A 20496-nucleotide genomic window follows, 5' to 3' on the forward strand; every position below is an offset into this window, starting at 1 on the left:
GTGAACACCGTTGACGGACGGCCGCGAACCTACCGAAGCTGTTGGGCTCCGGTGCGGAGTTCGGTGGAACGCGGCCGGCGGCAGACTAGCCGCGCGCGGTCGGGAGCCGGCCCCCGGGGTGCGGTCCAGAGGTGTCGATTCGCCCATATGTCGTAGTGCGCTGCCGCGCCGGCCGACCCGCCAGCGCGGCCGTGTCGTGCAGCTGCCGGACGGTCCGGGCGGAGCCGTGCTCCGAGCCGGCCATGCGGCTGATGGTCTCCTCCATGAGGGTGCCGCCGAGGTCGTTCGCGCCGCCCCTGAGCACCTCGGCGGTGCCCTCGTCGCCGAGCTTGACCCAGGAGCACTGGACGTTGTCGACGCGCCCGTGCAGCGCCAGCCGCGCGAACGCGTGCACGGCGCGGTTGTCGCGCCGCGTCGGGCCCGGCCGGGCCACGCCCGCGAGGTAGATCGGCGCGTTGCGGTGGACGAACGGCAGGCCGACGAACTCGGTGAGCCCGCCGGTGCGGTCCTGGAGCCGGGCGAGGGCCCGGAAGTGGCCCAGCCAGTGGCCGGGGTGGTCGACGTGGCCGTACATCATCGTGGACGAGGACCGCAGGCCGACCTCGTGCGCGGTGGCCACCACCTCCAGCCAGGTGGCGGCGGGCAGCTTGCCCTTGGTGAGCACCCACCGGACGTCGTCGTCCAGGATCTCCGCGGCCGTGCCGGGGATGGTGTCGAGGCCGGCCGCCTTCAGCTCGGTCAGCCACTCGCGCACGCTCACCCCGGCCTTCGCGGCGGCGCTGACGATCTCCATCGGGCTGAACGCGTGGACGTGCATCCCCGGCAGCGCGGCCTTGATCGCCCGCACCACGTCGGCGTAGTAGGTGACCGGCAGCTTGGGGTCGATGCCGCCCTGCATGCACACCTCGGTCGCGCCGGCGTCCCACGCCTCCCGCGCGCGGTCGACGACCTCGTCGACGCCGAGCCGGAACGCGTCGGCGTCCCGCTCCCGCTGGGCGAAGGCGCAGAAGCGGCAGCCGACGTAGCAGACGTTCGAGAAGTTGATGTTGCGGTTGACGACGTAGGTGACGTCGTCGCCGACCACGTCCGCGCGCAGCTCGTCGGCCAGGCGGGTCATGGTCTCCAGCGCCTCGCCGTCGGCGGTGAGCAGCGCCATCGCCGCGTCGGTGTCCGCGAGCAGCGCCGCCGGGTCGTCGGCGGCCAGGCGGAGCGCGCGGGCGGTGTCCTCGGGCAGCCGTTCGACGGCCTTCGGGACGCGCAGCGAGGCCCAGTCGCCGTAGACGGAGTCGAAGTCGCCGCGCCGATCCGCCGCGCGGCCCTCGGTGTCGATCGCGGTGTGCAGGTCGGCGCGGCCGTAGGTGTCCAGGCCGCCGTCCGGCTCCTGCCACTCGCGGCCGACCACCGGCGCGTCGGCGTCGGCCAGCCCGTCCGGCCCGGCCAGGGCCCGCACGTGGGCGGTCAGGCGGGTGTCGACCCACTGGCCCGCCGGCGCCCGGACGTAGCGCGGGTACACCGCCAGGCGCTCGCGCAGCTCGTACCCGGCGGACGCGGTGCGCGCGGCCAGCGTCTCGACCTGCGGCCAGGGCCGCTCCGGGTTGACGTGGTCCGGCGTGACCGGCGAGACGCCGCCCCAGTCGTCGATGCCCGCCCGCAGCATCAGGTCGAACTCGTCGCCGACCAGGTTGGGCGGCGCCTGCACGCTGGTCGAGGGCGGCAGCACCAGCCGGGCGACGGCGATCGTGGCCGCCAGCTCGCGCAGGTCGGCGTCGGGCATCCCGCGCATCGCGGTGTCCGGCTTGGCGCGGAAGTTCTGGATGATCACCTCCTGGACGTGCCCGTACTGGCGCGCGACACCGCGCAGGGCCAGCAGGCTCTCGGCGCGCTCGGTGATCGTCTCGCCGATGCCGATCAGGATGCCGGTGGTGAACGGGACGTTCACCCGGCCCGCGTCGGTGAGCACCCGCAGCCGGACGGCGGGCTCCTTGTCCGGGCTGCCGTAGTGCGGGCCGCCGCGCTCGCTCCACAGCCGCTCGGCGGTGGTCTCCAGCATCATGCCCATGCTGGCCGCGACCGGCCGCAGCCGCTGCAACTCCTCCCAGCTCAGCACGCCGGGGTTGAGGTGCGGCAGCAGGCCGGTCTCCTCCAGCACCGCGATGGCGCAGGCGCGGACGTAGTCCAGCGTCGACGAGTGGCCGCGGGCCTCCAGCCACTCCCGCGCCTGCGGCCACCGCTCCTCCGGGCGGTCACCCAGGGTGAACAGCGCCTCCTTGCAGCCCTGCGCGGCGGCCTGCCGGGCGATGTCGAGCACCTCGTCGCGCTCCAGGAAGGGCGCGGGCAGCCGGTGCGGCACCGTCGCGAACGTGCAGTAGTGGCACCGGTCCCGGCACAGCCTGGTCAGCGGGATGAACGCGTTGCGGCTGTAGGTCACGACGCCGGGGCGGCCCTCGGCGCGCAGGTGGGCGTCGCGCACCCGGCCGGCGGCGGCCAGCAGGGCGTCCAGGTCGTCACCGCGCGCGTGCAGCAGCACCGACGCCTCGGTCACGTCCAACACCGCGCCGTCGGCGGCGCGGCGGAGCGCCCGCCTCGTCGCCGCCGGGGTCGGCGCGGGCTCCGGCGGGGTGATCGAGATGTCCACGGCCACGTCAACGACAGTAGGCGGCCAGAATTCCACTCCCGCGCCGGGAGTGAGATGTCGCACGATCAGGTGCGCAGCGGTGAGTGCCCCGGCACCAGCAGCTCGGTGTTCCGGTCGGTCGGCGCGCCGACCGCGTTCGCGTCGGCGTGGGGGTCGTTGAACGCGAACTCGCGGGCGAGCGAGGCCAGGCCGCGCGGCGTGCGGTCGTCGTAGTCGACGGAGTACGGCGCGTCGCCCTCGACCAGGGTGGTGAACAGCGACAGCGTGCCGTCGCCGTTGTCGGCCAGCTCGATGACCCTGGCGTGCTGCGGGTGGTCGACGTGGGCGGCGGTGTTGATCTCCCAGAAGCCGCGGTCGCCGGTGCCGTGCGGCACGATCCGGTTCTCGTGGGTGTGCCCGTTGACCCAGGCGACGACGTTCGGGAAGCGCTGGAGGAGGGCGACGAGGGCGTTGCCGTCCAGGCGGGGGTCGAGGGGGCGGCGGCGGTCGGGGAGGACGTTGCCCATCGTCCGGCTGGTGTGGTGGCTGAACAGGATGAACAGCTCGTCGGTGACGGATTGCGCCTGCCGCTTGCCGAACACGTCGTAGTAGCGGGAGCTGTTGCGGCGCAACACCTTCTCCAGCCAGAGGTACTGGTGCAGGCCGATGGAGCCGTCGGCGGCCCCGGCGGTGGTCGTGGTGTCCAGGCTGATCCCGGTGACGCCGGGCGCGATGCGGAAGGTGTAGAAGACGTCGACGCCGTCGGCGTTGTCCGGGGTGAACCCGTGGCCGACGGGGCCGGGGCCGGTGTTGCGCGGGTCCAGGTGGGCGCGGACGAACTCGGCGGTGGTGAACGGCCTGCGCCGCGCGTCGGGCGTGACGGTGCGGGCGAACCCGCGGCCGGCGGCCAGGACCGCCGCCGCGTCGGCCGCCTGGGCGGGGTCGGCCATGGCGCGGGCGACGCGGGCGGCGTCGGGGCCGGGGAAGCCCATCACCTTGGTGCGGCCCGTGTAGAGGGCGTCGATGAACGGGATGCCGTCGGGCAGCGTGCCGACCACGCTGTCGTCGTGGTTGCCGAACGTGCAGTACCACGGGATGCGCAGGCCGGGGCTGTCGAACGGGCGGATGGCGGCGTCCAGCAGGCCGGGCAGCCGGGGGAAGCCCTTGGCCCGGTAGTCGTCGGTGGCGGTGCCGTCGGGGTTCCAGTAGATCGGGACGCCCGAGTTCTGCACGCCCTCGTACCGGCTGGGGTCGCCGGTGTTGGCGGTGATCCGGCCGCCGTTGAGGACGGTGAGGAACCAGTCCAGCTCGACCTGCTCGTGGTTGTCGGTGTTGTCGCCGGTGGTCATCATGAAGTCGATCGGGCGTCCGGTGAACGGCCCGCCGGGCAGCGCGTTGACCTTGCGGACGAGTGCGGCGGACGTGTGCTGGGCAAGCGTTTCGTGCGCCCGGAACGCACCGCCGCCGAGCAGCGGGTGGGTGTACTCGAAGCGGGCGGGGCTCTGCGCGTCGACCATGTGCATGTCGGTGAACTGCACGAAGCACGCCAGCGGGCGGCGGTGGTCGACGCGGCTCGCGGCGGGCGGGGCGAGGTCGCCGCGCACCACCAGCGGCCACCCCGGCCCGGCGGTGAGCCGGCGGTACCCGGTGCCGCCGAGGGGCACGGCCGCGCCGTCCAACGTGGTGCCGGTGCCTGCGGCGAAGGCGGGCGACCCGCCACCACCCCACAGGGCCACCGCACCGGCGGCCCCGGCCGCCTGGAAGAAACGCCGCCGGCTGATCCCCACCATCGACCGCTCCTCACCTCGATTGGTGAAAGACTTTCACGACCGGTGGTGCGGGTCACGAACACGACGTGAAGTGCGGCCGAACGAGCGAAGACGATCACCCAAGCGACTTGAGCGCGCGCCACGCCCCTCTTCGGACGAACACCTGCCGGCAGCCCCACTCGACCGGGCGCGGAGACCACCCCTGCTCTCCGACTCGCGACCGGGCGCTCAATCGCCGTAGACGACCGTCACGGGAGCGTGGTCCGACCAGCGCTCGGCATAAGTCGCCGCGCGCTCGACCACCGCGCTCATCGCCACCGCCGCCAACCCCTCGGTCGCCACCTGGAAGTCGATCCGCCACCCGGAATCGTTGTCGAACGCCTTCCCCCGGTAGGACCACCACGTGTAAGGCCCGACCACCTCAGGGTGCAGGGAACGCACCACGTCCACGTACCCGGAGTCGTGGTCGAACCGCTCGCCGTCCACAGGTATGCGCGAGGACTACACCGCGTAGAGCGTTTCCCTGGTCGCCATGACCCGCTCCCGGCGGTACGGGTTGCGGATGCTCGAACCGCTCACGAGGTCGACCGGCCGACCGAAGATCCGCTCCAGCCCTTCCTTCAGGGCGAAGTAGCTGCCGAAGTAGTCGAAGCCCGGACCGGCGTCGAACTCCACGAGGACGTCCACGTCGCTGGACGCCACGTCGAACGAGTCACCGACAGCGGACCCGAACACGTCGAGCCGCCGGACGCCCGATACCCGGCACAGCTCCTCGACCTCGGACCGCTTGGCCGCGATGACCTCGTGCACGGACGTCACCTCCCGGTCACGACTGTGCCCGATCACCGGCCCCCGGCCAGTCGAAGCTCACCGTCACGGGAGCGTGGTCCGACCAGCGCTCGGCATAAGTCGCCGCGCGCTCGACCACCGCGCTCGTCGCCACCGCCGCCAACCCCTCGGTCGCCACCTGGTAGTCGATCCGCCACCCGGAATCGTTGTCGAACGCCTTCCCCCGGTAGGACCACCACGTGTAAGGCCCGACCACCTCAGGGTGCAGGGAACGCACCACGTCCACGTACCCGGACGAGAACACCTCCGACAGCCACGCCCGTTCCGACGGCAGGAACCCCGACGACTTCTGATTCGCCTTCCACGCCTTCAGATCGGCCTCGCGGTGGGCGATGTTCCAGTCACCGCACACCACGACCTCCCGCCCACCGGCCGCCGCCTTCTCCCGCAGCTCCACCAGGTACGGCAGGAACGCCGCCATGAAGCGCTCCTTCTCCTCCTGCCGCGGCGTGCCGACGTCACCGCTGGGCAGGTACAGGCTGGCCACCACCACGGACGGCAGCTCCACCTCCACGTACCGGCCGGAGTGCTCGAACTCGGGCACCCCGAACCCGACCCGGACCGCCTCCGGCGCCTGCCGGGTCAGCACGGCGACCCCGTTGCGCCCCTTGACCTCCGAGTGCGCGTGCGCCACGTGCCAGCCCGCCGGCGACCGCACCTCGTCCGCCAGCTGACCCGGCTCCGCGCGCACCTCCTGGAGGCACACCACGTCCGCGGCGGTCGCGGCGAGCCACTCCAGGTAGCCCTTCTTGGCGGCGGCGCGCAGGCCGTTGACGTTGACGGTGGAGACGGTGAGCACGACCGCACAGCCTAGTGCCGTTCGGCGACCGCCCAGCCGTGCGGGTAGACGGCGTCGCAGCCGGTGCACCGCGCCACCAGCCCCAGCATGAGCACCATCGGGCTCGCACCCCCCGGCGACGGCACGCCGCTCACCTCGTGCCCGTCCAGCTCGGCCCGCAGCCCCGGCCACTCGGGTGCGCACGCGCACGTCGTCACCGCGCCCCGACGCCCCGGGCGCCACCTGAAGAACATGCCGACCATCACACCACCGCCTGGCCGCGCCGCGCGTACCGGACCCGGCAGGGCGCGGCCGGCCACTTCGTCCGCATCCCGCGCACCGGCCGGGGATCGGGGTCGAGCAGCGTGAAGTCGTAGCGGCGCAGCAGCCGGGCGAGCACGACCTTCATCTGGAGGTACGCGAAGTGCACGCCGGTGCAGCGGTGCAGGCCGCCGCCGAACCCGATGAGCGACTGGCGCTCCCGCCTGCCCGCGCGGCCGTCGGCGAACCGGTCGGGCCGGAACTCGTCCGGCCGCGCGTGCTCGCCCGGCAGCCGGTGCGACACCGACGGCGCGGCGATCACCACGGTGCCCTCGGGGATGACGTGCCCGTCCAGCCGGAACGTCTCCACCGCCTGCCGGGCCAGCACGTGCGCGACGGGGTGCAGGCGTTCGGTCTCGTGCAGGCAGTTGTCCAGGTGCGCCATGCGCTTGACGTCGGTCAGGTCGAGCCCGCCTGCCAGGTCGAGCCCGCCCGCCTCCGCACGCACCCGCCCGACGTGGTCGGGGTGGCGCAGCAGGTCGACCAGCGCCCACGAGATGTGCCCGGTGGTGGTCTCGTGCCCCGCCCAGGTGAACAGCAGGATCATGTTGACCAGCACCGGGTCGGGTACCGGCGTGCCGTCGGCGTAGGTCGCTCCGACCAGGGCCTGGAGGAGGTCCGGCGGCTCCAGCGGCGCGGCGCGGCGAGCCCGGACCAGCGCGCCGAGCGCGCACCGCAGGCGGTCGCGGGCCCGGTTGCCCCGGAGCACGGACGGCAGCGGGAGCCACTGCGGCGCGAAGAGGTTCATGCCGGCGGAGAACCGGCGGAACTCGTCGAAGAAGTCCCGGTCCATCCGGGAGCCGAAGTCGGGCCCGAGGAAGCAGCGGGCCGCGATGCGCATGACCAGCGGCCCCAGCTCGTCGGTCAGCTCGAACTCGCCCGCGTCGCCGAGGTGGCGCTCGAACGCGGCGGTCTCGTCGAGCACGACCGCCAGGTAGCCGTCGAGCTCCCGGCCCCGGAAGCGCGGCACGACGATCTCGCGCTGCCGCCGGTACTCGTCGGGGTCCGCGAAGAAGTAGAACCCGGGCGAGAACATGCGCTCGAAGAACGGGTAGGCGGTGCGGATCGACAGCTTGCGGTCGGTCTCGGCGAAGAAGAACCGGTTGTGCCGCGCGCCGAGCAGCACCACCGCCCGCTTGCCCGGCAGGCGCAGGGAGAACACGTCGCCGACTTCGCGGTGCCCGCGCTCGATCAGCCCGACGGGCGCGCGGGCGACCTCGACCACGTGCCCCAGCAGGGGCAGCGCACCGGACACCCGGGGTGGGAGACCATCACCGAGCACGGTTGTGGCGCCACGGGCCACGCGTCACACCGCCTCCGGGGAGACCCGATCTCCGGGGAGGCCCGGTATCCGGGACACCGGCGCGGCTCACCCGCAGTCGCCGTCCGACGTCGGGGTGACGAAGTCGTCCTTCACCCAGTGGCCGTCCGAGAGCTGCCGGAACCCGTTCTGGACCGTGCGCTCGGCCTTCACCACGGCGTCCAGGCGGAGCGTCGACACGATCGGCTCGGTGTCGGCGGGACCGGTCCGCACGTTCAGGATGTCGGCGGTCACGGTGACCTCGCACTCGGCCGACGCGCCCGACGCGCCGCCCATCGGCTTGCCGCCGTTCGCGACGTACATCACCCCCGCCGTCGCCAGCACACCCGCCACGACCAACCCTCGCGCTGGAATCCCCAACATCGCGCCACGCCTCCCGGAACCCGCTTGGGTGGAGATATAGCCGAGGCGAAGCGCGATGGAACGCCGCGACGCCGTTTCCACTCCGCAGGTGAACCGAACGAGTGACACCACCGCACGCGACCACTCAGCGCACTGGACACTCGGGCGTGTACGGGCAGGAGCCGGGCAGCGGCCAGGCGCCCCCGCAACGGCGGAGGGGACCGCCCGGAAGCGGTCCCCTCCGACCCGGCCCGGACCCCGCCCGGCCGTGCGCCTGCCCGTGCTCAGCCGGCCATGCGCTTCTGCAGGTTCTCGTCCAGCGTGCCGAGGAAGTCCTCGGTGGTCAGCCACTCCTGGTCCGGCCCGACGAGCAGCGCGAGGTCCTTGGTCATCCGGCCGCTCTCGACGGTCTCGATGACGACCCGCTCCAGCGTCTCCGCGAAACCGGTCACCTCGGGGGTGCCGTCCAGCTTGCCGCGGTGCTTCAGGCCGCCGGTCCACGCGTAGATCGAGGCGATCGGGTTCGTGGAGGTCGGCTTGCCCGCCTGGTGCTGGCGGTAGTGGCGGGTCACGGTGCCGTGCGCGGCCTCGGCCTCGACGGTCCGGCCGTCCGGCGTCATCAGGACCGACGTCATCAGGCCCAGCGAGCCGAAGCCCTGCGCCACGGTGTCGGACTGCACGTCGCCGTCGTAGTTCTTGCACGCCCAGACGTAGCCGCCCTCCCACTTCAGCGCCGCCGCGACCATGTCGTCGATCAGGCGGTGCTCGTAGGTGAGGCCGGCGGCGTCGAACTTGTCCTTGAACTCGGACTCGAAGACCGCCTGGAAGATGTCCTTGAACGCGCCGTCGTACGCCTTCAGGATCGTGTTCTTCGTCGACATGTACACGGGGTAGTTCCGCTGCAAGCCGTACGAGAACGAGGCGCGCGCGAAGTCCTCGATCGACTTGTTGAAGTTGTACATGCCCATCGCCACGCCGCCGTCGGGGCCGTAGTTGGCCACGACGTGCTTGATCGGCTCGGAGCCGTCCTCGGGCGTGAACGTGACGGTCAGCTCACCCGCGCCGGGCACCTTGAAGTTGGTGGCCTTGTACTGGTCGCCGTGGGCGTGGCGGCCGATGATGATCGGCTTGGTCCAGCCGGGCACCAGCCGCGGGATGTTGGAGATGATGATCGGCTCGCGGAACACCACGCCGCCGAGGATGTTGCGGATCGTGCCGTTGGGCGAGACCCACATCTTCTTGAGGCCGAACTCCTCGACCCGCGCCTCGTCGGGCGTAATGGTGGCGCACTTGACGCCCACGCCGTGCTTCTTGATGGCGTGCGCGGAGTCGATGGTGACCTGGTCGTCGGTGGCGTCCCGGTGCTGGATGCCCAGGTCGTAGTACTCCAGGTCGACGTCCAGGTACGGGTGGATCAGCTTGTCCTTGATGAACTGCCAGATGATCCGGGTCATCTCGTCGCCGTCGAGCTCGACGACGGTCCCCTGCACCTTGATCTTACCCATACTCCGGGCGCTCCTCTCGCGACAATGCAAGCAAGACAAGCGTACTGCTATGTCCGGCCGCGCGTGACCCCACCGACTCGAATGGGAACGGGGTCACAATGCCTTAGCCTCCACTCACGATCTTGGAGGGGGCACCATGTCGACCGGACCGACGCACGCCATGAGCGGCTTGCTGGCCTGGGCGGCGGTGACCGCGCTCGCCGACCACCATCCCATCGGCCAGCTCAGCCCGCAGAGCTGGGCCGTCGGGGCGGTCCTGGCGACCGGCGCGGCGCTGCTGCCCGACCTCGACCACCCGTCGTCGACCATCTCGCGCACGTTCGGCCCGATCAGCGCGGGCGCGTCGGCGGCGATCAACTCGATCAGCTCGTTCGTCTACCGCACCACGCGCACCCGCAAGGACTCGAACCGCGACGGCGGGCACCGCGGCCTGACCCACACCCTGGTGTTCGCGCTGCTCGCGGCCCTCGGCACGACCGCCGTGGTGCAGCAGTCGCAGAAGTGGGCGCTGCCCGCCCTGATGTTCGTGTTCGCGGGCCTGGCCGTGCGCGGGATCATGAACGACTGGTGCCCGAAGAAGGACGCCCTGCTCATCACGGTCGTGTCGGCCGCGATCACCGGCATCTGCCTGGCGTGGACGGCCCGCACCCCGGCCAGCGCGGCGGCGTGCGGGCTGGCGGTGGGCATCGGCTGCGTGGCGCACTACCTGGGCGACGCGATCACCGAGCAGGGCTGCCCGATCCTGTGGCCGATCCCGCTGGGCGGCAAGACGTGGTTCCCGGTCGCGCCGCCCAAGGTCATGCGGATGCAGACCGGCGGCGCGGTGGAGATGAGGATCGTCGGCCCGCTGATCACGCTCCTGTCGATCTGGCTGTCCGCGGCGGCGCTCCAGCGGGCGGGCGCGCTGCCGTTCCTGACGGGGTTCGATCTGATCCCGACCTAGATGTTCGATCTGATCCCGACCCAGATTTCGGACACCGGCCATCCGGCGGCTACCCGAGCCTCACCCGATCGGACTAATCTCGACGGGAGCCGCGGCCGGGTGGCCGGCCGACGCCGATGGCGGGCCCGCGCTGATGGCGGGCTCGCGCCGACCCGCGGTGGGCTCGCACCGGACCGCGGGGGAAGGGACCGGGATCGATCCTCGTGGACGTGCGATGACGACGTGGCTCGGCCTGGACGCGGGGCACGCCGACCCCCGGACGGCGGACGACACGGCGGTGGCGCTGTACGAGTCGCTGCTGTTCCACGCCCACGTCGTGTGCGTGCACGCGGTGGAGGGTCACCACGCCATCTCGTTCCGCCTCACCGACGACCCGTCCGAGAACACGGTCTCGACCCTGCTCGAACGCGGCTACGGCGTCGCCGTGCACAACGGCGGGCTGCAACGGCTGGCCGGGCCGGACCACCTCACCAGGGGGGCGCTGCGGGCCGCCCTGGCGCACCGGGACCGCAGGGAGGGGCGGGCGCTGCGCTTTCCGGGACGGCGGTCGCTGCGCGGCAGGCACGGGGTGTCGGACATCCTGGCGTTCAGCGCGATCGAGGAGGTGCTGCCGCACGGCATCAAGAGCGTCGACGCCAGGGGCGACCTCCAGCCGTGCTTCCTCGACGGCCGCCTGGTGCTCGTCTGCCCCGAGCCGTAGCCCGCGGTTCCGACCCCGCTAGCCGGGGTGCGCGCCCGCGGTGTCCTTGATCTGGCCGCCCAGCCCCTCGGCGCTGCGCGCGCAGTGGGCGCAGCAGAAGAACCGCCCCTCCACCTCGACGCCGTGCCCGAGGATGCGGCAGTCGCAGTGCTCGCACCGGGGCGCCAGGCGCTGGGCGGCGCACTCGATGCTGTCGAAGGTGTACGCCCCGCCGCCGACGGTGCGCACCTCGAACGCCATCCAGTAGTCGTTCCCGCAGACGTCACATGTCGCCATGGGCGCAGCGTGCGGCAGCACCGCGCACCCGGCAACTCGAAACCGGGCCGGGACGTGGGCGATCCCGCGCGACTCGCGCGGTGTGGTCGGTGCCGTGCCGCCTGCGTCCGCCGTTGGTGTGCCGTCGATGCGGGCGGTGTGCCGTCGATGCCGCGGACCAGGCCGGATTCGAACCGGCGTACTCCCGCCCCGGAGGGCACGGGCGCGTCAACCACTGCGCTACAGGTCCACGAGCCGTGGCCGGTACCGGGCCGTCGGGCTCGGCACCAACACTAACCACCACCCAGCGCCGGAAACAGAGCCGAAACGGGGCCACGCCCGCGTGCCGCGACCCGACCGCACCACGCGGGAACCCGGCCGAGACCCGACCGCACCGCACCGAAGCGCGTCCGCGACCGACCGCACCGCACCGGACCGCGCCCGCACCGGTGCCGCTAAGGTCTGCCGCGTGCGCGGGGTCGACTACTACGAGCTCCTCGGGGTGGGCCGCGACGCGTCCACGGCGGAGATCAAGTCCGCTTACCGATCGCTGGCCAAGGTCATGCACCCGGACGCGGGCGGCTCGTCGCCGACCTTCCGGGTGCTGCAGGAGGCGTACGACACGCTCCGCGACCCGAGCCGCCGCCGCGACTACGACCGGGGCTGGTCGACCACCCGCCCGCAGTCGCCCACGAGCCCGTCGCGTCCCCGCCGGACGGGGCGCACGGGGCGGTTGCGCGACTTCGGCGACGACCCGGACTTCGTGCCGCCGAGGCCGGTGGTCGACACCGACGAGGTGCCGTGGTGGCACCTGGTCGACCTCGGCCAGCGGGTGCGCTACGCGCCGGCGTCCGGTCCCGGCCACGCGCCCGCCCTGGCGGCGGTCTGCGGCTGGTTCTTCCTGCTGCTGCCGGTGTTCCTGCTCGACTTCTCGCCGCTCACGCTCACGTTGTGGCTGCTGGTGGTGGCCGCCGCGGCGGCGGTCGCGTTCCGGTTGGTGCGCCGCTACCTGCGAGCCGTCCGGGCGGACCGGGCGTTCGCCGTGCAGGTCGACACGGACGTCGTCCACGGCACCCCCGACGACCGCCCGTGCGAGCGCGCCACGGCGGACCTGCTGGCGCGGTACGTCACCCGCCTGCCCGGCGCGCGGGTCTTCCACGGGCTCGCGTGGCCGGGTTCGGTGTTCGCCGACGTCGACCACGCGGTGCTGTGCGGCCGTCGCCTGGTGCTGATCGAGTCGAAGTCCTGGCTGCCCGGCCACTACGCGGTGGAGGACGACGGCGTGCTGTGGCGCAACGGCCACCCGTTCCGGGGCGGTGGCACCCGCCTCCCCCGGACCCACGCGGCGTACCGGAAACTGCTGCCGTGGCTGGACATCCGCACCGTTCTGGTGGTGTACCCGAGCAGGGCGGGCGAGATCACCACCGATGAGCCCGCGGACACCCTGGTGCCACCGATGACGCCGGCGCAGTTCGTGTCGGAGGTCGGCGAGTGGCTGTCGGAAGACCCGGCAACAGTGGACCGCGAAGCCTACCGCCTCCTGCTGGCCCAGGTAGTGCCGATCACCCGCAACACCGCGTGAGCCCCTCAGCCGACTCATGACCCACGAAACGGTCCTACGAGATGTAGAATCATGCCAGTGCGAAGCTCGCCGAAATACCGGACGAATTCGACATGGCCGAACCGTCCTTCGGCTGCACAGGTCAGCCAACTTACGCTTGAAGCTCCTGGCCCAGCGATACCGCCTGCACTTCATCAGGCGACAACTGGGCCCTGGCCATCTGGCGAATCTTCTTCGAAGTGAACCAGGTGACGACGGGCCTTCGATCCGCGCGCCCTGAGCCGCGGGTGCGGCCATGTCCTTTGGCCCCGCCAGGCATGCGTGGCCCGACCCGGAGGCCGGCGAACCCCCCTTGTGCACGGACTCGTCCGTCCTGCTCCGGGCATGTTGCTGGACCAGCACGCCGTCTGATGCATGTCCGAAAGGACAAGCGCCTGCCGACTGCCGGACGACTCCTACGGCTGCCGAGTGGTCCTGCCGGTCTTCGAAGGCGCTCCGGGATGCGTCAGGCGCGGTAACAACCCTGTCGGCGGCGGCGATTCCCCAGTACATCAATCGAGGGGCAATCGTCATGACCTATCCGCAGGGTGCTCCGGAGTACGCACCCGCCGCACCGCAACCCAAGCCGAACAAGTTCGGCGCGCTCGCGTGGACCGCGCTGATCGTGGGCATCGTGGGCGTCGTCGGCTCGCCCGTCATCTTCCTGAACAACCTGACCGCCGTGGCCGCGTTCGTCGGGGCCGTGCTGGGCGTCATCGCGCTGTTCGGCACCAAGAAGGTGCTCGCGGGCATAGGCACGGCGCTGTGCGTCCTCGGGATCGTCTTCACGGTCATCGCCCAGCAGGCCGCCGTGGAGAAGCTCGACGAGATCATCAACGGCACGACCAACCAGGGTCAGGTGAACGACGGCGACGCGGGCAACGGCCAAGCGACCCGGACCGATACGACGAACGCTCCACCGACCTGGGGCCAGCGCTACACGTGGAAGAGCGGTCTGGCCGTGGACGTCTCCGCACCCGCCGCCTGCACCCCCGGCGAGTACGCGTCACCGCGGGGCGTCGAGCGAGCCGTCAAGATCACCGTCACGGTCACCAACGGCACGGACAAGGCGTTCGAGACGGCGGTGCTGACGATCGGCGGCGACGCCCAGTTCAACGGCAAGAAGGCGGAGCAGGTCTTCGACTCCAACGGCCAGTGCGGCGGCGGGGGCTTGGACAGCACCACGGTCCTGCCGGGCAAGACCTACACCTACGAGACGTCGTACGCGGTCGGCGCGCAGCCGGGCGAGTTGCAGGTCGTGTTCCAGCCCGATTTCGGCTCGGACAAGGCGGTTTTCGTCGGCCAGGCGTGAGCATCGGATGCACGTAGCCGTCTTTCATGAGACCGCCACCCGCCTGGTCGATCAGCCGAACAGCCTCTTCGGCGGCTGTCCGGCTGATCGACCAGGCGGACGTGCGGCAGCGGACGCAGCGGGCGTTCGAGGTGATCCCCGGATGTGGACCCAGGAGCGCTTCTCGTACTCCAGTCCGGACTTCGAGATCATCGACACTCAAATGGGTCCCCGAGTCGCGGCGAGGGCCACACCACCGCTGTGGTAGGCGGTCGCGAATCCCGCGTCGTTCGTCCAGGCGGGCGGGCCCGGAACCAGGGTGCCGGAAACGATCCGGGAGTCGGCTCGTACGTGAACACCAAGTCGGCCTTCCGCCTCCGAGCCGCGTATACCCTGGTCAGCTCCACGATCAACCCGTTGTCCCCGCTCGATACTCGCTCCTTGCAATTCAGTCTGGCTGTCCGTCACATTGACTGGGCTGACCACCCACCGCTGGCGCTGGCGCACGGCGCCACCAAGACCACCGTGGGATGCTTCCGCCATGAGCCCGAAGCTGTGCCTCGCCCAGGACCAGGAAGCCGACGAACTCCTGTCCGAGAGCCCTCTCGCCCTGCTCTTGGGTATGTTGCTGGACCAGCAGATCCCGATGGAGAAGGCGTTCAAGGGGCCGAAGGACATCGCCGACCGCATGGGTGGGTTCGACGTTCGTCGGATCGCCGAGGCCGGTGAGGAGGAGTTCGCCGCCGTCATGGCGCGGACCCCGGCCATCCACCGGTTCCCCGGCTCGATGGGCAAGCGGCTCCAGGCGTTGGCGCGGTACCTCGTCGAGCACTACGACGGCGACCCCGAGGCCATCTGGACGCGCGACGAACCCGACGGCAAGACCGTCCTCAAGCGGCTCAAGGAGTTGCCCGGCTACGGCGACCAGAAGGCGCGGATCTTCCTCGCCCTGCTCGGCAAGCAGCTCGGCGTGCGGCCCGAGGGCTGGCGGGAGGCCGCCGGGGCCTACGGGGAGGAGGGTTCGCGGCGCAGTGTCGCCGATGTCCGGGACAAGGTCACGCTCGCCGAGGTGCGGGAGTTCAAGAAGGCCGCCAAGGCGGCGGCGAAGGAGTCGTCCTGACGCGGCGTCGCGTCGGCATCGCCCTCGACCGGTCGCACCGCGCGCAGGCGGCCTCGGCGTGCGCCCGCATCACCGAGGCCGACCCGATCACCGGTTCGCCGCCGCGAGGGAAGCGGAGCGCCGGCCGCCCCTGCGGTCACGTCACCGGTACACGGCCAAGACCTGCAACACCACCAAAGGCCCGCGCACGACGGCGAGGTCCGCCTCCGCCTTGGCCGCCTGGCGGCGTTGCCGCCTGGTCAGCGCCGGTTGACCCGGCACCTCCAGCAGCGTGTACTCCCCCTTCCTCGGCACGATGTCGGAAACCTTGCCGAACACCGTCGACCGCCCCTCCAACTCGTTGAACCGGCCGCCGATCAGGCCCGCCCTGATGGGCAGCACGAAGGGCGGGGCACCTGAGCCCGGATGCATCACGACGGACACCTTGTCGCCGATGGCCTCGCGCGCCTCGCCGATCAGGGTGACCATGTCGAAGAACTCCTCGCCCACGTCCACGTTCCCGGCCAGGCCGAGGTGGCTGATCTGCCGGACGACGTTCCCGATCAGCTGGTACTTGTCGGCGTTCATCATCGCGCTCACCAGGGGTGAGATCTGGATATCCCCTCGCACCTGGAAGAACGACTCCTCCTCGACGGCCTCCAGCGCGAGCGCTTCCCCGGCCCGGACGTGGTTCACCTCGCCCTCGTCCATCATGTACCGCAACAACCGGCCGAACCGGGCAGCCGAGGTCTGCCGGACCGTCTTCCTCCTGCTGTCGGACGACGACAAGCCGTTCGGCGCCACCTCGTGACCGGACGGGGTGACACCCGAGCTGTCGAGGGTGGTGTGCCGGTCCTCCTCGTCGAACAGGCCGCCCTCGATCACGGAGAGGTAACTGTCGACGGTTCGGTCATCGCAGTACAAGAAGTCCCTGAACAGGCTCATCCGCCCTCTCCACCGATTTCCAGGGCATCGGACACCGCTTTGTTGGCCGCCTCGATCGCAGGCTGGAAATCACCGGCCGACAGCCAACCGCCGCCCACCGTGTCCACCTCCAGGCCCGTGCTCGCGAGCCGGTCTGCCAACGTCTTGCGCTTGGCGGCGGAGCCGTCGAACCGCACCAGCAACCGACCCGAGACATCGCTGAACGACTTGACCCGGCCGACTTCCACGAGCAGCGTGCGATTGCGGTCGATTCCGTCGGCGATGCCCGCCTCGTAGTAGACGTTCGGCCTGGCCTGCCCCCGGACCTCGGACTCGTCCGGGCCGTCCGCGTCATCGAGCAGGTCGCCCCGCAAGCGCACCAGGACGTCCGGGGTGAACAGGATGACCACCGCGTCGGACATCTCGAACCCACGGGCGACCACCTCCCCCACGTAGGGGTTGGGCACACCGGTGCGGCGGACCGCGTGCGGCCACTCGATGACGCGCAACCCCAGCGAGCGGAGGAATTGGTGCATCGCCTCGACGATCGCCGCATCACGGCCGTGCACCAGGAAGACGCTCCGCCCGTCGACCCGGTGGCGCACGCCGGGATCACTTCGCGCGCCGTTCCCGCCGGAGCCCTCCGAGCCGCCCGGCGGTCCACCGACGTGCTCGTCGGTCACGTCCTCGGCCCGGTCGGCCGCGCGCCACTCGACCGTCGGCCCACCGGCGAAGAGCACCGGCGAACCCCGGTCTTCGCGCTCGATCTCGCGGATGAGCACGGACGACGGCACCGCGCTCGCGGACACCCGCAGCCGGGTGATCGAGGACGCGTGGACGGTCCTCCCGTTGACCGTGATGTGGCGACCCTCGCGGTACGGCGCGAGGAACTGGGACTCCAGCTGCGCCGGAGCGAGGTCCAGTTTCACCTCGTCGTGCCGCTCACCGGCGATCGAAAGACGGGTGTGGAAATAGCTCACGGACGCTCTTCCCCGTATTCGTGCCAGGCGCTGACCACGCCGCCGGCCGCGGCGGTCCGGTGGCACAGGTACTCGGCGAGCTGGTCGGCGGCGGTGTCGAGCTGCGCCGCCACCTGGTAGCGGCTCATGCCGAGCCGCCTGGCCGCGGTGGACCGGTCGTTGTCGTCGATGAGCACGTGCGAGACGAGGTCGGCCTGTTGTGGCGTGACGACACCCGAGCGCATCGCCTCCGCGAGGACGATGTCCGGGTGCCCACCCGCCGGGCGGTGCCGCCGAACCGTCCCGGTGGGCTCCGAGCGGCCCGCCGACCGCAGCTCCCTCCGGCACACCTCGTGCCCCCGCCGGCGGGCGGCTCCGTGGAGTTGCGCGTAGATCCGCGGTGTCCGGGCCTCCGCCAGGTCGAGTTCCTGGAGGAAGCCCGCGACCACCTCGGATTCGAGGTCGACGTGGTCGACGGGGAAACGCCCGCGGAGCGCGGTGACGATGTGCCTCAGCCCCGGCCTCATCATTCCGGCGGCCACGGTCGTCCACGGGTCGGGGATCGCCTGCGCCCGCTCGACCAGCTCCGCCCACACCGCGTCCTTGGTTATCCAGGCCGTTCCCCGGCGGAGGAGCAGTGCCCGCAGCTCGTCCGGCCGCAGCGCTTTCGCGGGCAGCCCGCAGCCGAGCGCGGCGCAGTCGAGCAGCACCGGTTTCGAACCGGAAGACAGTGCGAGGAACTCGCGCTCGATCGCGTTAAGGTGCGATGGCGAAGACATCAGCTGACGCCTTTCGGGAGGAGGTGGGGACCAGTCACCCAATTAATGCCCGATCAATGCCGAAGCCGGCCCGGAAGTCACCGGAACGAGTGATATGCCCTCGGCACGGCGGGCTTTCCCGGTAGGGTTCGGAACTCGCGCTCTTCGACCGGGAGGTCAATGGACGAGGTCCACGCACCGGACCGCATTGATGTGGTCGATCATCACCGCGCCGCTACGAGACGAATTTTCGCCACCGCCTCGGCGGCCTTCTCGAACACCCCGCCCTCGGCGCGCGGGAATCCTGCTCAGGGCATCGGCGACGCGCGGCACCACCGGCCGGCAAGGCCGCGGCACACGGGCGCACGGCGCGTCGCGCAGGCCAGCGGCACGCGGGCACACGGGGCGTCGCGCACGCCGGTCGCGCACGTGGTTTCGCGCTGCGGCCGAGCGCGGGCGATGTCGGTGGCTCGGGTTGGAGTCCCCGCGTGGGACTGCCGGGATCGGCCGATCCCACACCGCTGGGGCAGGGCGGGTTCGCCACCGTCTACCGGGCGCGGCAGGTGGGGTTGGGGCGGGACGTCGCGGTCAAGGTGGACGACCGCGTGTCGCGGACCGAGCGTGATCGGCGGCGGTTCCTGCGGGAGGCCGAGGGCGGCTCCACGGTCACCCCAGGACGCCCTCAGCCCCGGCTACGCGCCGCCCGAGGCGTTCGCGGGCCGAGGTGATGAAGGCCGACACCCGCCCCACGCTGGACACGTCGACTTGGGAGATCGCCGCCGTCGCGTTCAGCGAGAGCGACCGGAACTACTTCCACTGCTTGGCGAAGGACCCCGAGTCGGGCGAGGCGACCACCAGCGCGTTCGGCTCGGCGGGCTCCTGACGCGGCGGGCGCAGCGCGAGGACCAGCAGCACCAGCGCGACCACGGCGAGCAGCGACGCGATGGGCGCCAGCGGCACCAGGCCGACCCAGCTGATCACCACGCCGCCGACCACGCCGGACAGGCCGACGCCCAGGTAGATCGCGGACGCGTTGAGCGACAGCAGCAGGCCGCTGTTCGCGGGCGCGAGCGCGATCAGCCACGTCTGGATCGGCGGGTTCGACGCCCACGTCAGCGCGCCCCACACGAACAGCGCCACGGCCGCGCCCGCGACGGTGGACGTGGTCAGCGGCAGCGTCGCCAGCACGACCGTGAAGGAGCTGAACAGCACCAGGAGCAGCTTGCGGATCCCGAACCGGTCGGTGAGGCGGCCCGACGCCCAGTTGCCGAACGCGCCGCCGACGCCGTAGGCGACGAGCAGCCCGCTGATCACCGCGCCGTCGACGTGGGCGGTGGCCGTGAGCAGCGGCGCGATGTAGTTGAACACCGTGAACACCGCCAGGCACACCAGCACGGTCAGCATCAGCACCATGACCACGCGCCGGTCGGCGGCGGGCGCGAACCGCTCGCGCAGGCGGACGCCGGGCGGCGGCTCCACGCGCGGCAGGCCCAGGCGCACGGCGACAGCGGCGACCGCGGTGACGCCCGCGATCAGCCAGAACACGCCCTGGTAGCCGAGCGGTCCGCCCAGCAGGTTGCCCGCGGGCACGCCGAACACCAGCGAGAACGTCAGGCCGCCGAACACCAGGGCGACGGCCCGGCCACGGCGGTCCGGCGTGCTGAGCACGGTCGCCACGAGCGTCGCGGCGGGTGTGTAGACGGCCGCGCCGAGCGCGCTGACCACGCGGGCCGCCAGCAGCAGCGGGTAGTTCGGGGCGAGCGCCGCGAACAGGTTGCCCACGGCGGAGACGCCCAGCGCGGTGACCAGCAGCGTCCGGCGCTCCCACCGGCCGGTGACGGCCGCGAGCAGCGGTGACGAGATCGCGTAGGCGATGGCGAACGCGGTGAGCAGTTGGCCTGCGGTGGCGTGCGAGACGTTCAGCTCGCGGCTCACGGCGGGCAGGACGCCGGAGACGATGTACCCGCTGGTGCCGATGGCGAACGCCCCGGCCGTGAGCAGGTAGGTGCGGGCAGACATGTGGCTTCCCCCGGTGGGCTGATTGGTTCGATCAGAACCGTACTACGAGATCCGTCGAACTTCGATGATTCTCGTATCATGGGTCCATGCAGAGCCCCCTGCCCCACCCGGCGCGCGACGAGATGCGGATCGAGGCCGTGCTGAGCGCGCTGGCCGACCCGATCCGGCTGCGGATCGTCCGCGCGCTCGCCGACAGCGCGGAAGGGATCTCGTGCGGGCTGCTCGACCTCGGGGTCAGCGCGTCGACGTTGACCCACCACGTGCGGACCCTGCGCGAGGCGGGTGTCGTGCGGGTGCGGCCGCGCGGCACGTCCCGGATCAGCAGCCTGCGCCGGGACGACCTCGACGCCCTCTACCCCGGCCTGCTCGACGGGGTGCTCGCCGCGCCCCGCTGACCCGCCCCGCTGGGCACCGCCTTTCCGGGCACCGCCTGGGCGACACCCGTCCGC

General features: G+C 71.7%; 20 protein-coding genes, 1 tRNA gene and 1 pseudogene. 7 read left to right on the forward strand and 15 right to left on the reverse strand.

Features of this window, described 5'->3' with window-relative positions:
- Window positions 1-85: 85 nt before the first annotated feature.
- The 9 genes and pseudogenes from C8E97_RS31570 to C8E97_RS31610 form a co-directional block, all read right to left on the reverse strand.
- On the reverse strand, window positions 86-2641 hold the full coding sequence (locus C8E97_RS31570; protein WP_121009479.1) for a bifunctional FO biosynthesis protein CofGH: 2556 nt from the start codon (window positions 2639-2641) through the stop codon (window positions 86-88).
- A 59-nt stretch (window positions 2642-2700) separates the two neighbouring features.
- A complete protein-coding gene (locus C8E97_RS31575; RefSeq protein WP_121009482.1) occupies window positions 2701-4404 on the reverse strand; it encodes a TIGR03767 family metallophosphoesterase in 1704 nt (567 codons plus the stop codon).
- Between the two features lie 207 nt (window positions 4405-4611).
- Window positions 4612-4842, reverse strand: a pseudogene (locus C8E97_RS31580) (exodeoxyribonuclease III); the annotation flags it as partial.
- Window positions 4843-4884: 42 nt separating this feature from the next.
- Entirely contained in the window at window positions 4885-5193 is a 309-nt protein-coding gene (locus tag C8E97_RS31585; RefSeq protein WP_121012814.1) for a nucleotidyltransferase family protein, read from the reverse strand.
- Between the two features lie 16 nt (window positions 5194-5209).
- Window positions 5210-6031: an exodeoxyribonuclease III gene (locus tag C8E97_RS31590; protein ID WP_121009485.1), complete on the reverse strand. Its 822-nt coding sequence runs from the start codon at window positions 6029-6031 to the stop codon at window positions 5210-5212.
- An 11-nt stretch (window positions 6032-6042) separates the two neighbouring features.
- Window positions 6043-6264, reverse strand: a complete 222-nt coding sequence (locus C8E97_RS31595; RefSeq protein ID WP_147455286.1) for a hypothetical protein — start codon at window positions 6262-6264, stop codon at window positions 6043-6045.
- Between the two features lie 8 nt (window positions 6265-6272).
- The gene (locus C8E97_RS31600; RefSeq protein ID WP_246019285.1) at window positions 6273-7586 is read right to left on the reverse strand and encodes a cytochrome P450; all 1314 of its coding nucleotides are present in this window, start codon (window positions 7584-7586) and stop codon (window positions 6273-6275) included.
- A gap of 114 nt (window positions 7587-7700) precedes the next feature.
- Window positions 7701-7985 carry an SH3 domain-containing protein gene (locus C8E97_RS31605; protein WP_147455287.1) on the reverse strand — a complete coding sequence of 95 codons (285 nt, stop codon included), beginning with the start codon at window positions 7983-7985 and terminating at the stop codon, window positions 7701-7703.
- Window positions 7986-8278: 293 nt separating this feature from the next.
- Window positions 8279-9499 (reverse strand): NADP-dependent isocitrate dehydrogenase, encoded by a 1221-nt coding sequence (locus C8E97_RS31610; RefSeq protein WP_121009497.1) that lies wholly within the window; start codon window positions 9497-9499, stop codon window positions 8279-8281.
- Window positions 9500-9635: 136 nt separating this feature from the next.
- Here C8E97_RS31610 and C8E97_RS31615 point away from each other — a divergent pair, with 136 nt between their 5' ends.
- Both C8E97_RS31615 and C8E97_RS31620 read left to right on the forward strand, forming a co-directional pair.
- Window positions 9636-10442 carry a metal-dependent hydrolase gene (locus C8E97_RS31615; protein WP_121009500.1) on the forward strand — a complete coding sequence of 269 codons (807 nt, stop codon included), beginning with the start codon at window positions 9636-9638 and terminating at the stop codon, window positions 10440-10442.
- A gap of 214 nt (window positions 10443-10656) precedes the next feature.
- Window positions 10657-11142: a hypothetical protein gene (locus tag C8E97_RS31620; protein WP_121009503.1), complete on the forward strand. Its 486-nt coding sequence runs from the start codon at window positions 10657-10659 to the stop codon at window positions 11140-11142.
- A gap of 18 nt (window positions 11143-11160) precedes the next feature.
- On the opposite strand, the gene C8E97_RS31625 is transcribed toward C8E97_RS31620, so the two are convergent.
- Both C8E97_RS31625 and C8E97_RS31630 read right to left on the reverse strand, forming a co-directional pair.
- The gene (locus C8E97_RS31625) at window positions 11161-11418 is read right to left on the reverse strand and encodes a Prokaryotic metallothionein (RefSeq protein ID WP_121009506.1); all 258 of its coding nucleotides are present in this window, start codon (window positions 11416-11418) and stop codon (window positions 11161-11163) included.
- Between the two features lie 153 nt (window positions 11419-11571).
- Window positions 11572-11647, reverse strand: a tRNA-Arg gene (locus C8E97_RS31630).
- A gap of 219 nt (window positions 11648-11866) precedes the next feature.
- On the opposite strand from C8E97_RS31630, the gene C8E97_RS31635 reads away from it, so the two are divergent.
- The 3 genes from C8E97_RS31635 to C8E97_RS31645 all read left to right on the forward strand — a co-directional run bounded on the left by C8E97_RS31635 (window position 11867) and on the right by C8E97_RS31645 (window position 15408).
- Entirely contained in the window at window positions 11867-12979 is a 1113-nt protein-coding gene (locus C8E97_RS31635; RefSeq protein ID WP_121012816.1) for a J domain-containing protein, read from the forward strand.
- 550 nt (window positions 12980-13529) lie between these two features.
- A complete protein-coding gene (locus tag C8E97_RS31640) occupies window positions 13530-14309 on the forward strand; it encodes a hypothetical protein (RefSeq protein ID WP_121009509.1) in 780 nt (259 codons plus the stop codon).
- Between the two features lie 520 nt (window positions 14310-14829).
- On the forward strand, window positions 14830-15408 hold the full coding sequence (locus C8E97_RS31645) for an HhH-GPD-type base excision DNA repair protein (RefSeq protein WP_121009512.1): 579 nt from the start codon (window positions 14830-14832) through the stop codon (window positions 15406-15408).
- Window positions 15409-15549: 141 nt separating this feature from the next.
- Here the strand turns inward: C8E97_RS31645 and C8E97_RS31650 are convergent, their stop codons facing one another.
- From C8E97_RS31650 to C8E97_RS31660, 3 genes are read right to left on the reverse strand one after another with little or no spacing between them, the layout of a single operon-like run.
- On the reverse strand, window positions 15550-16332 hold the full coding sequence (locus C8E97_RS31650; protein ID WP_121009515.1) for a DUF6414 family protein: 783 nt from the start codon (window positions 16330-16332) through the stop codon (window positions 15550-15552).
- Window positions 16329-17291: a TIR domain-containing protein gene (locus tag C8E97_RS31655; RefSeq protein WP_121009518.1), complete on the reverse strand. Its 963-nt coding sequence runs from the start codon at window positions 17289-17291 to the stop codon at window positions 16329-16331. The genes C8E97_RS31650 and C8E97_RS31655 overlap by 4 nt, the downstream gene beginning before the upstream one ends.
- Entirely contained in the window at window positions 17288-17980 is a 693-nt protein-coding gene (locus C8E97_RS31660) for a hypothetical protein (RefSeq protein ID WP_121009521.1), read from the reverse strand. The genes C8E97_RS31655 and C8E97_RS31660 overlap by 4 nt, the downstream gene beginning before the upstream one ends.
- Window positions 17981-18516: 536 nt before the next feature.
- Here C8E97_RS31660 and C8E97_RS31665 point away from each other — a divergent pair.
- A complete protein-coding gene (locus C8E97_RS31665; RefSeq protein WP_246019286.1) occupies window positions 18517-18756 on the forward strand; it encodes a hypothetical protein in 240 nt (79 codons plus the stop codon).
- 79 nt (window positions 18757-18835) lie between these two features.
- Here the strand turns inward: C8E97_RS31665 and C8E97_RS31670 are convergent, their stop codons facing one another.
- Entirely contained in the window at window positions 18836-20047 is a 1212-nt protein-coding gene (locus C8E97_RS31670; RefSeq protein ID WP_121009526.1) for an MFS transporter, read from the reverse strand.
- An 86-nt stretch (window positions 20048-20133) separates the two neighbouring features.
- On the opposite strand from C8E97_RS31670, the gene C8E97_RS31675 reads away from it, so the two are divergent.
- On the forward strand, window positions 20134-20442 hold the full coding sequence (locus C8E97_RS31675; protein WP_121009528.1) for an ArsR/SmtB family transcription factor: 309 nt from the start codon (window positions 20134-20136) through the stop codon (window positions 20440-20442).
- Window positions 20443-20496 lie beyond the last annotated feature (54 nt).

This window comes from Saccharothrix australiensis (assembly GCF_003634935.1).
Taxonomy (GTDB): Bacteria; Actinomycetota; Actinomycetes; order Mycobacteriales; family Pseudonocardiaceae; genus Actinosynnema; species Actinosynnema australiense.

Excerpts from the sequence above, each read along its gene's own strand:
- C8E97_RS31645 (WP_121009512.1), top strand. The coding sequence starts at position 14,830 with ATGAGCCCGAAGCTGTGCCTCGCCCAGGACCAGGAAGCCGACGAACTC.
- C8E97_RS31615 (WP_121009500.1), top strand. The coding sequence starts at position 9,636 with ATGTCGACCGGACCGACGCACGCCATGAGCGGCTTGCTGGCCTGGGCG.
- C8E97_RS31575 (WP_121009482.1), bottom strand. The coding sequence starts at position 4,404 with ATGGTGGGGATCAGCCGGCGGCGTTTCTTCCAGGCGGCCGGGGCCGCC.
- C8E97_RS31640 (WP_121009509.1), top strand. The coding sequence starts at position 13,530 with ATGACCTATCCGCAGGGTGCTCCGGAGTACGCACCCGCCGCACCGCAA.
- C8E97_RS31650 (WP_121009515.1), bottom strand. The coding sequence starts at position 16,332 with ATGAGCCTGTTCAGGGACTTCTTGTACTGCGATGACCGAACCGTCGAC.
- C8E97_RS31675 (WP_121009528.1), top strand. The coding sequence starts at position 20,134 with ATGCAGAGCCCCCTGCCCCACCCGGCGCGCGACGAGATGCGGATCGAG.
- C8E97_RS31620 (WP_121009503.1), top strand. The coding sequence starts at position 10,657 with ATGACGACGTGGCTCGGCCTGGACGCGGGGCACGCCGACCCCCGGACG.
- C8E97_RS31625 (WP_121009506.1), bottom strand. The coding sequence starts at position 11,418 with ATGGCGACATGTGACGTCTGCGGGAACGACTACTGGATGGCGTTCGAG.
- C8E97_RS31610 (WP_121009497.1), bottom strand. The coding sequence starts at position 9,499 with ATGGGTAAGATCAAGGTGCAGGGGACCGTCGTCGAGCTCGACGGCGAC.
- C8E97_RS31595 (WP_147455286.1), bottom strand. The coding sequence starts at position 6,264 with ATGTTCTTCAGGTGGCGCCCGGGGCGTCGGGGCGCGGTGACGACGTGC.
- C8E97_RS31670 (WP_121009526.1), bottom strand. The coding sequence starts at position 20,047 with ATGTCTGCCCGCACCTACCTGCTCACGGCCGGGGCGTTCGCCATCGGC.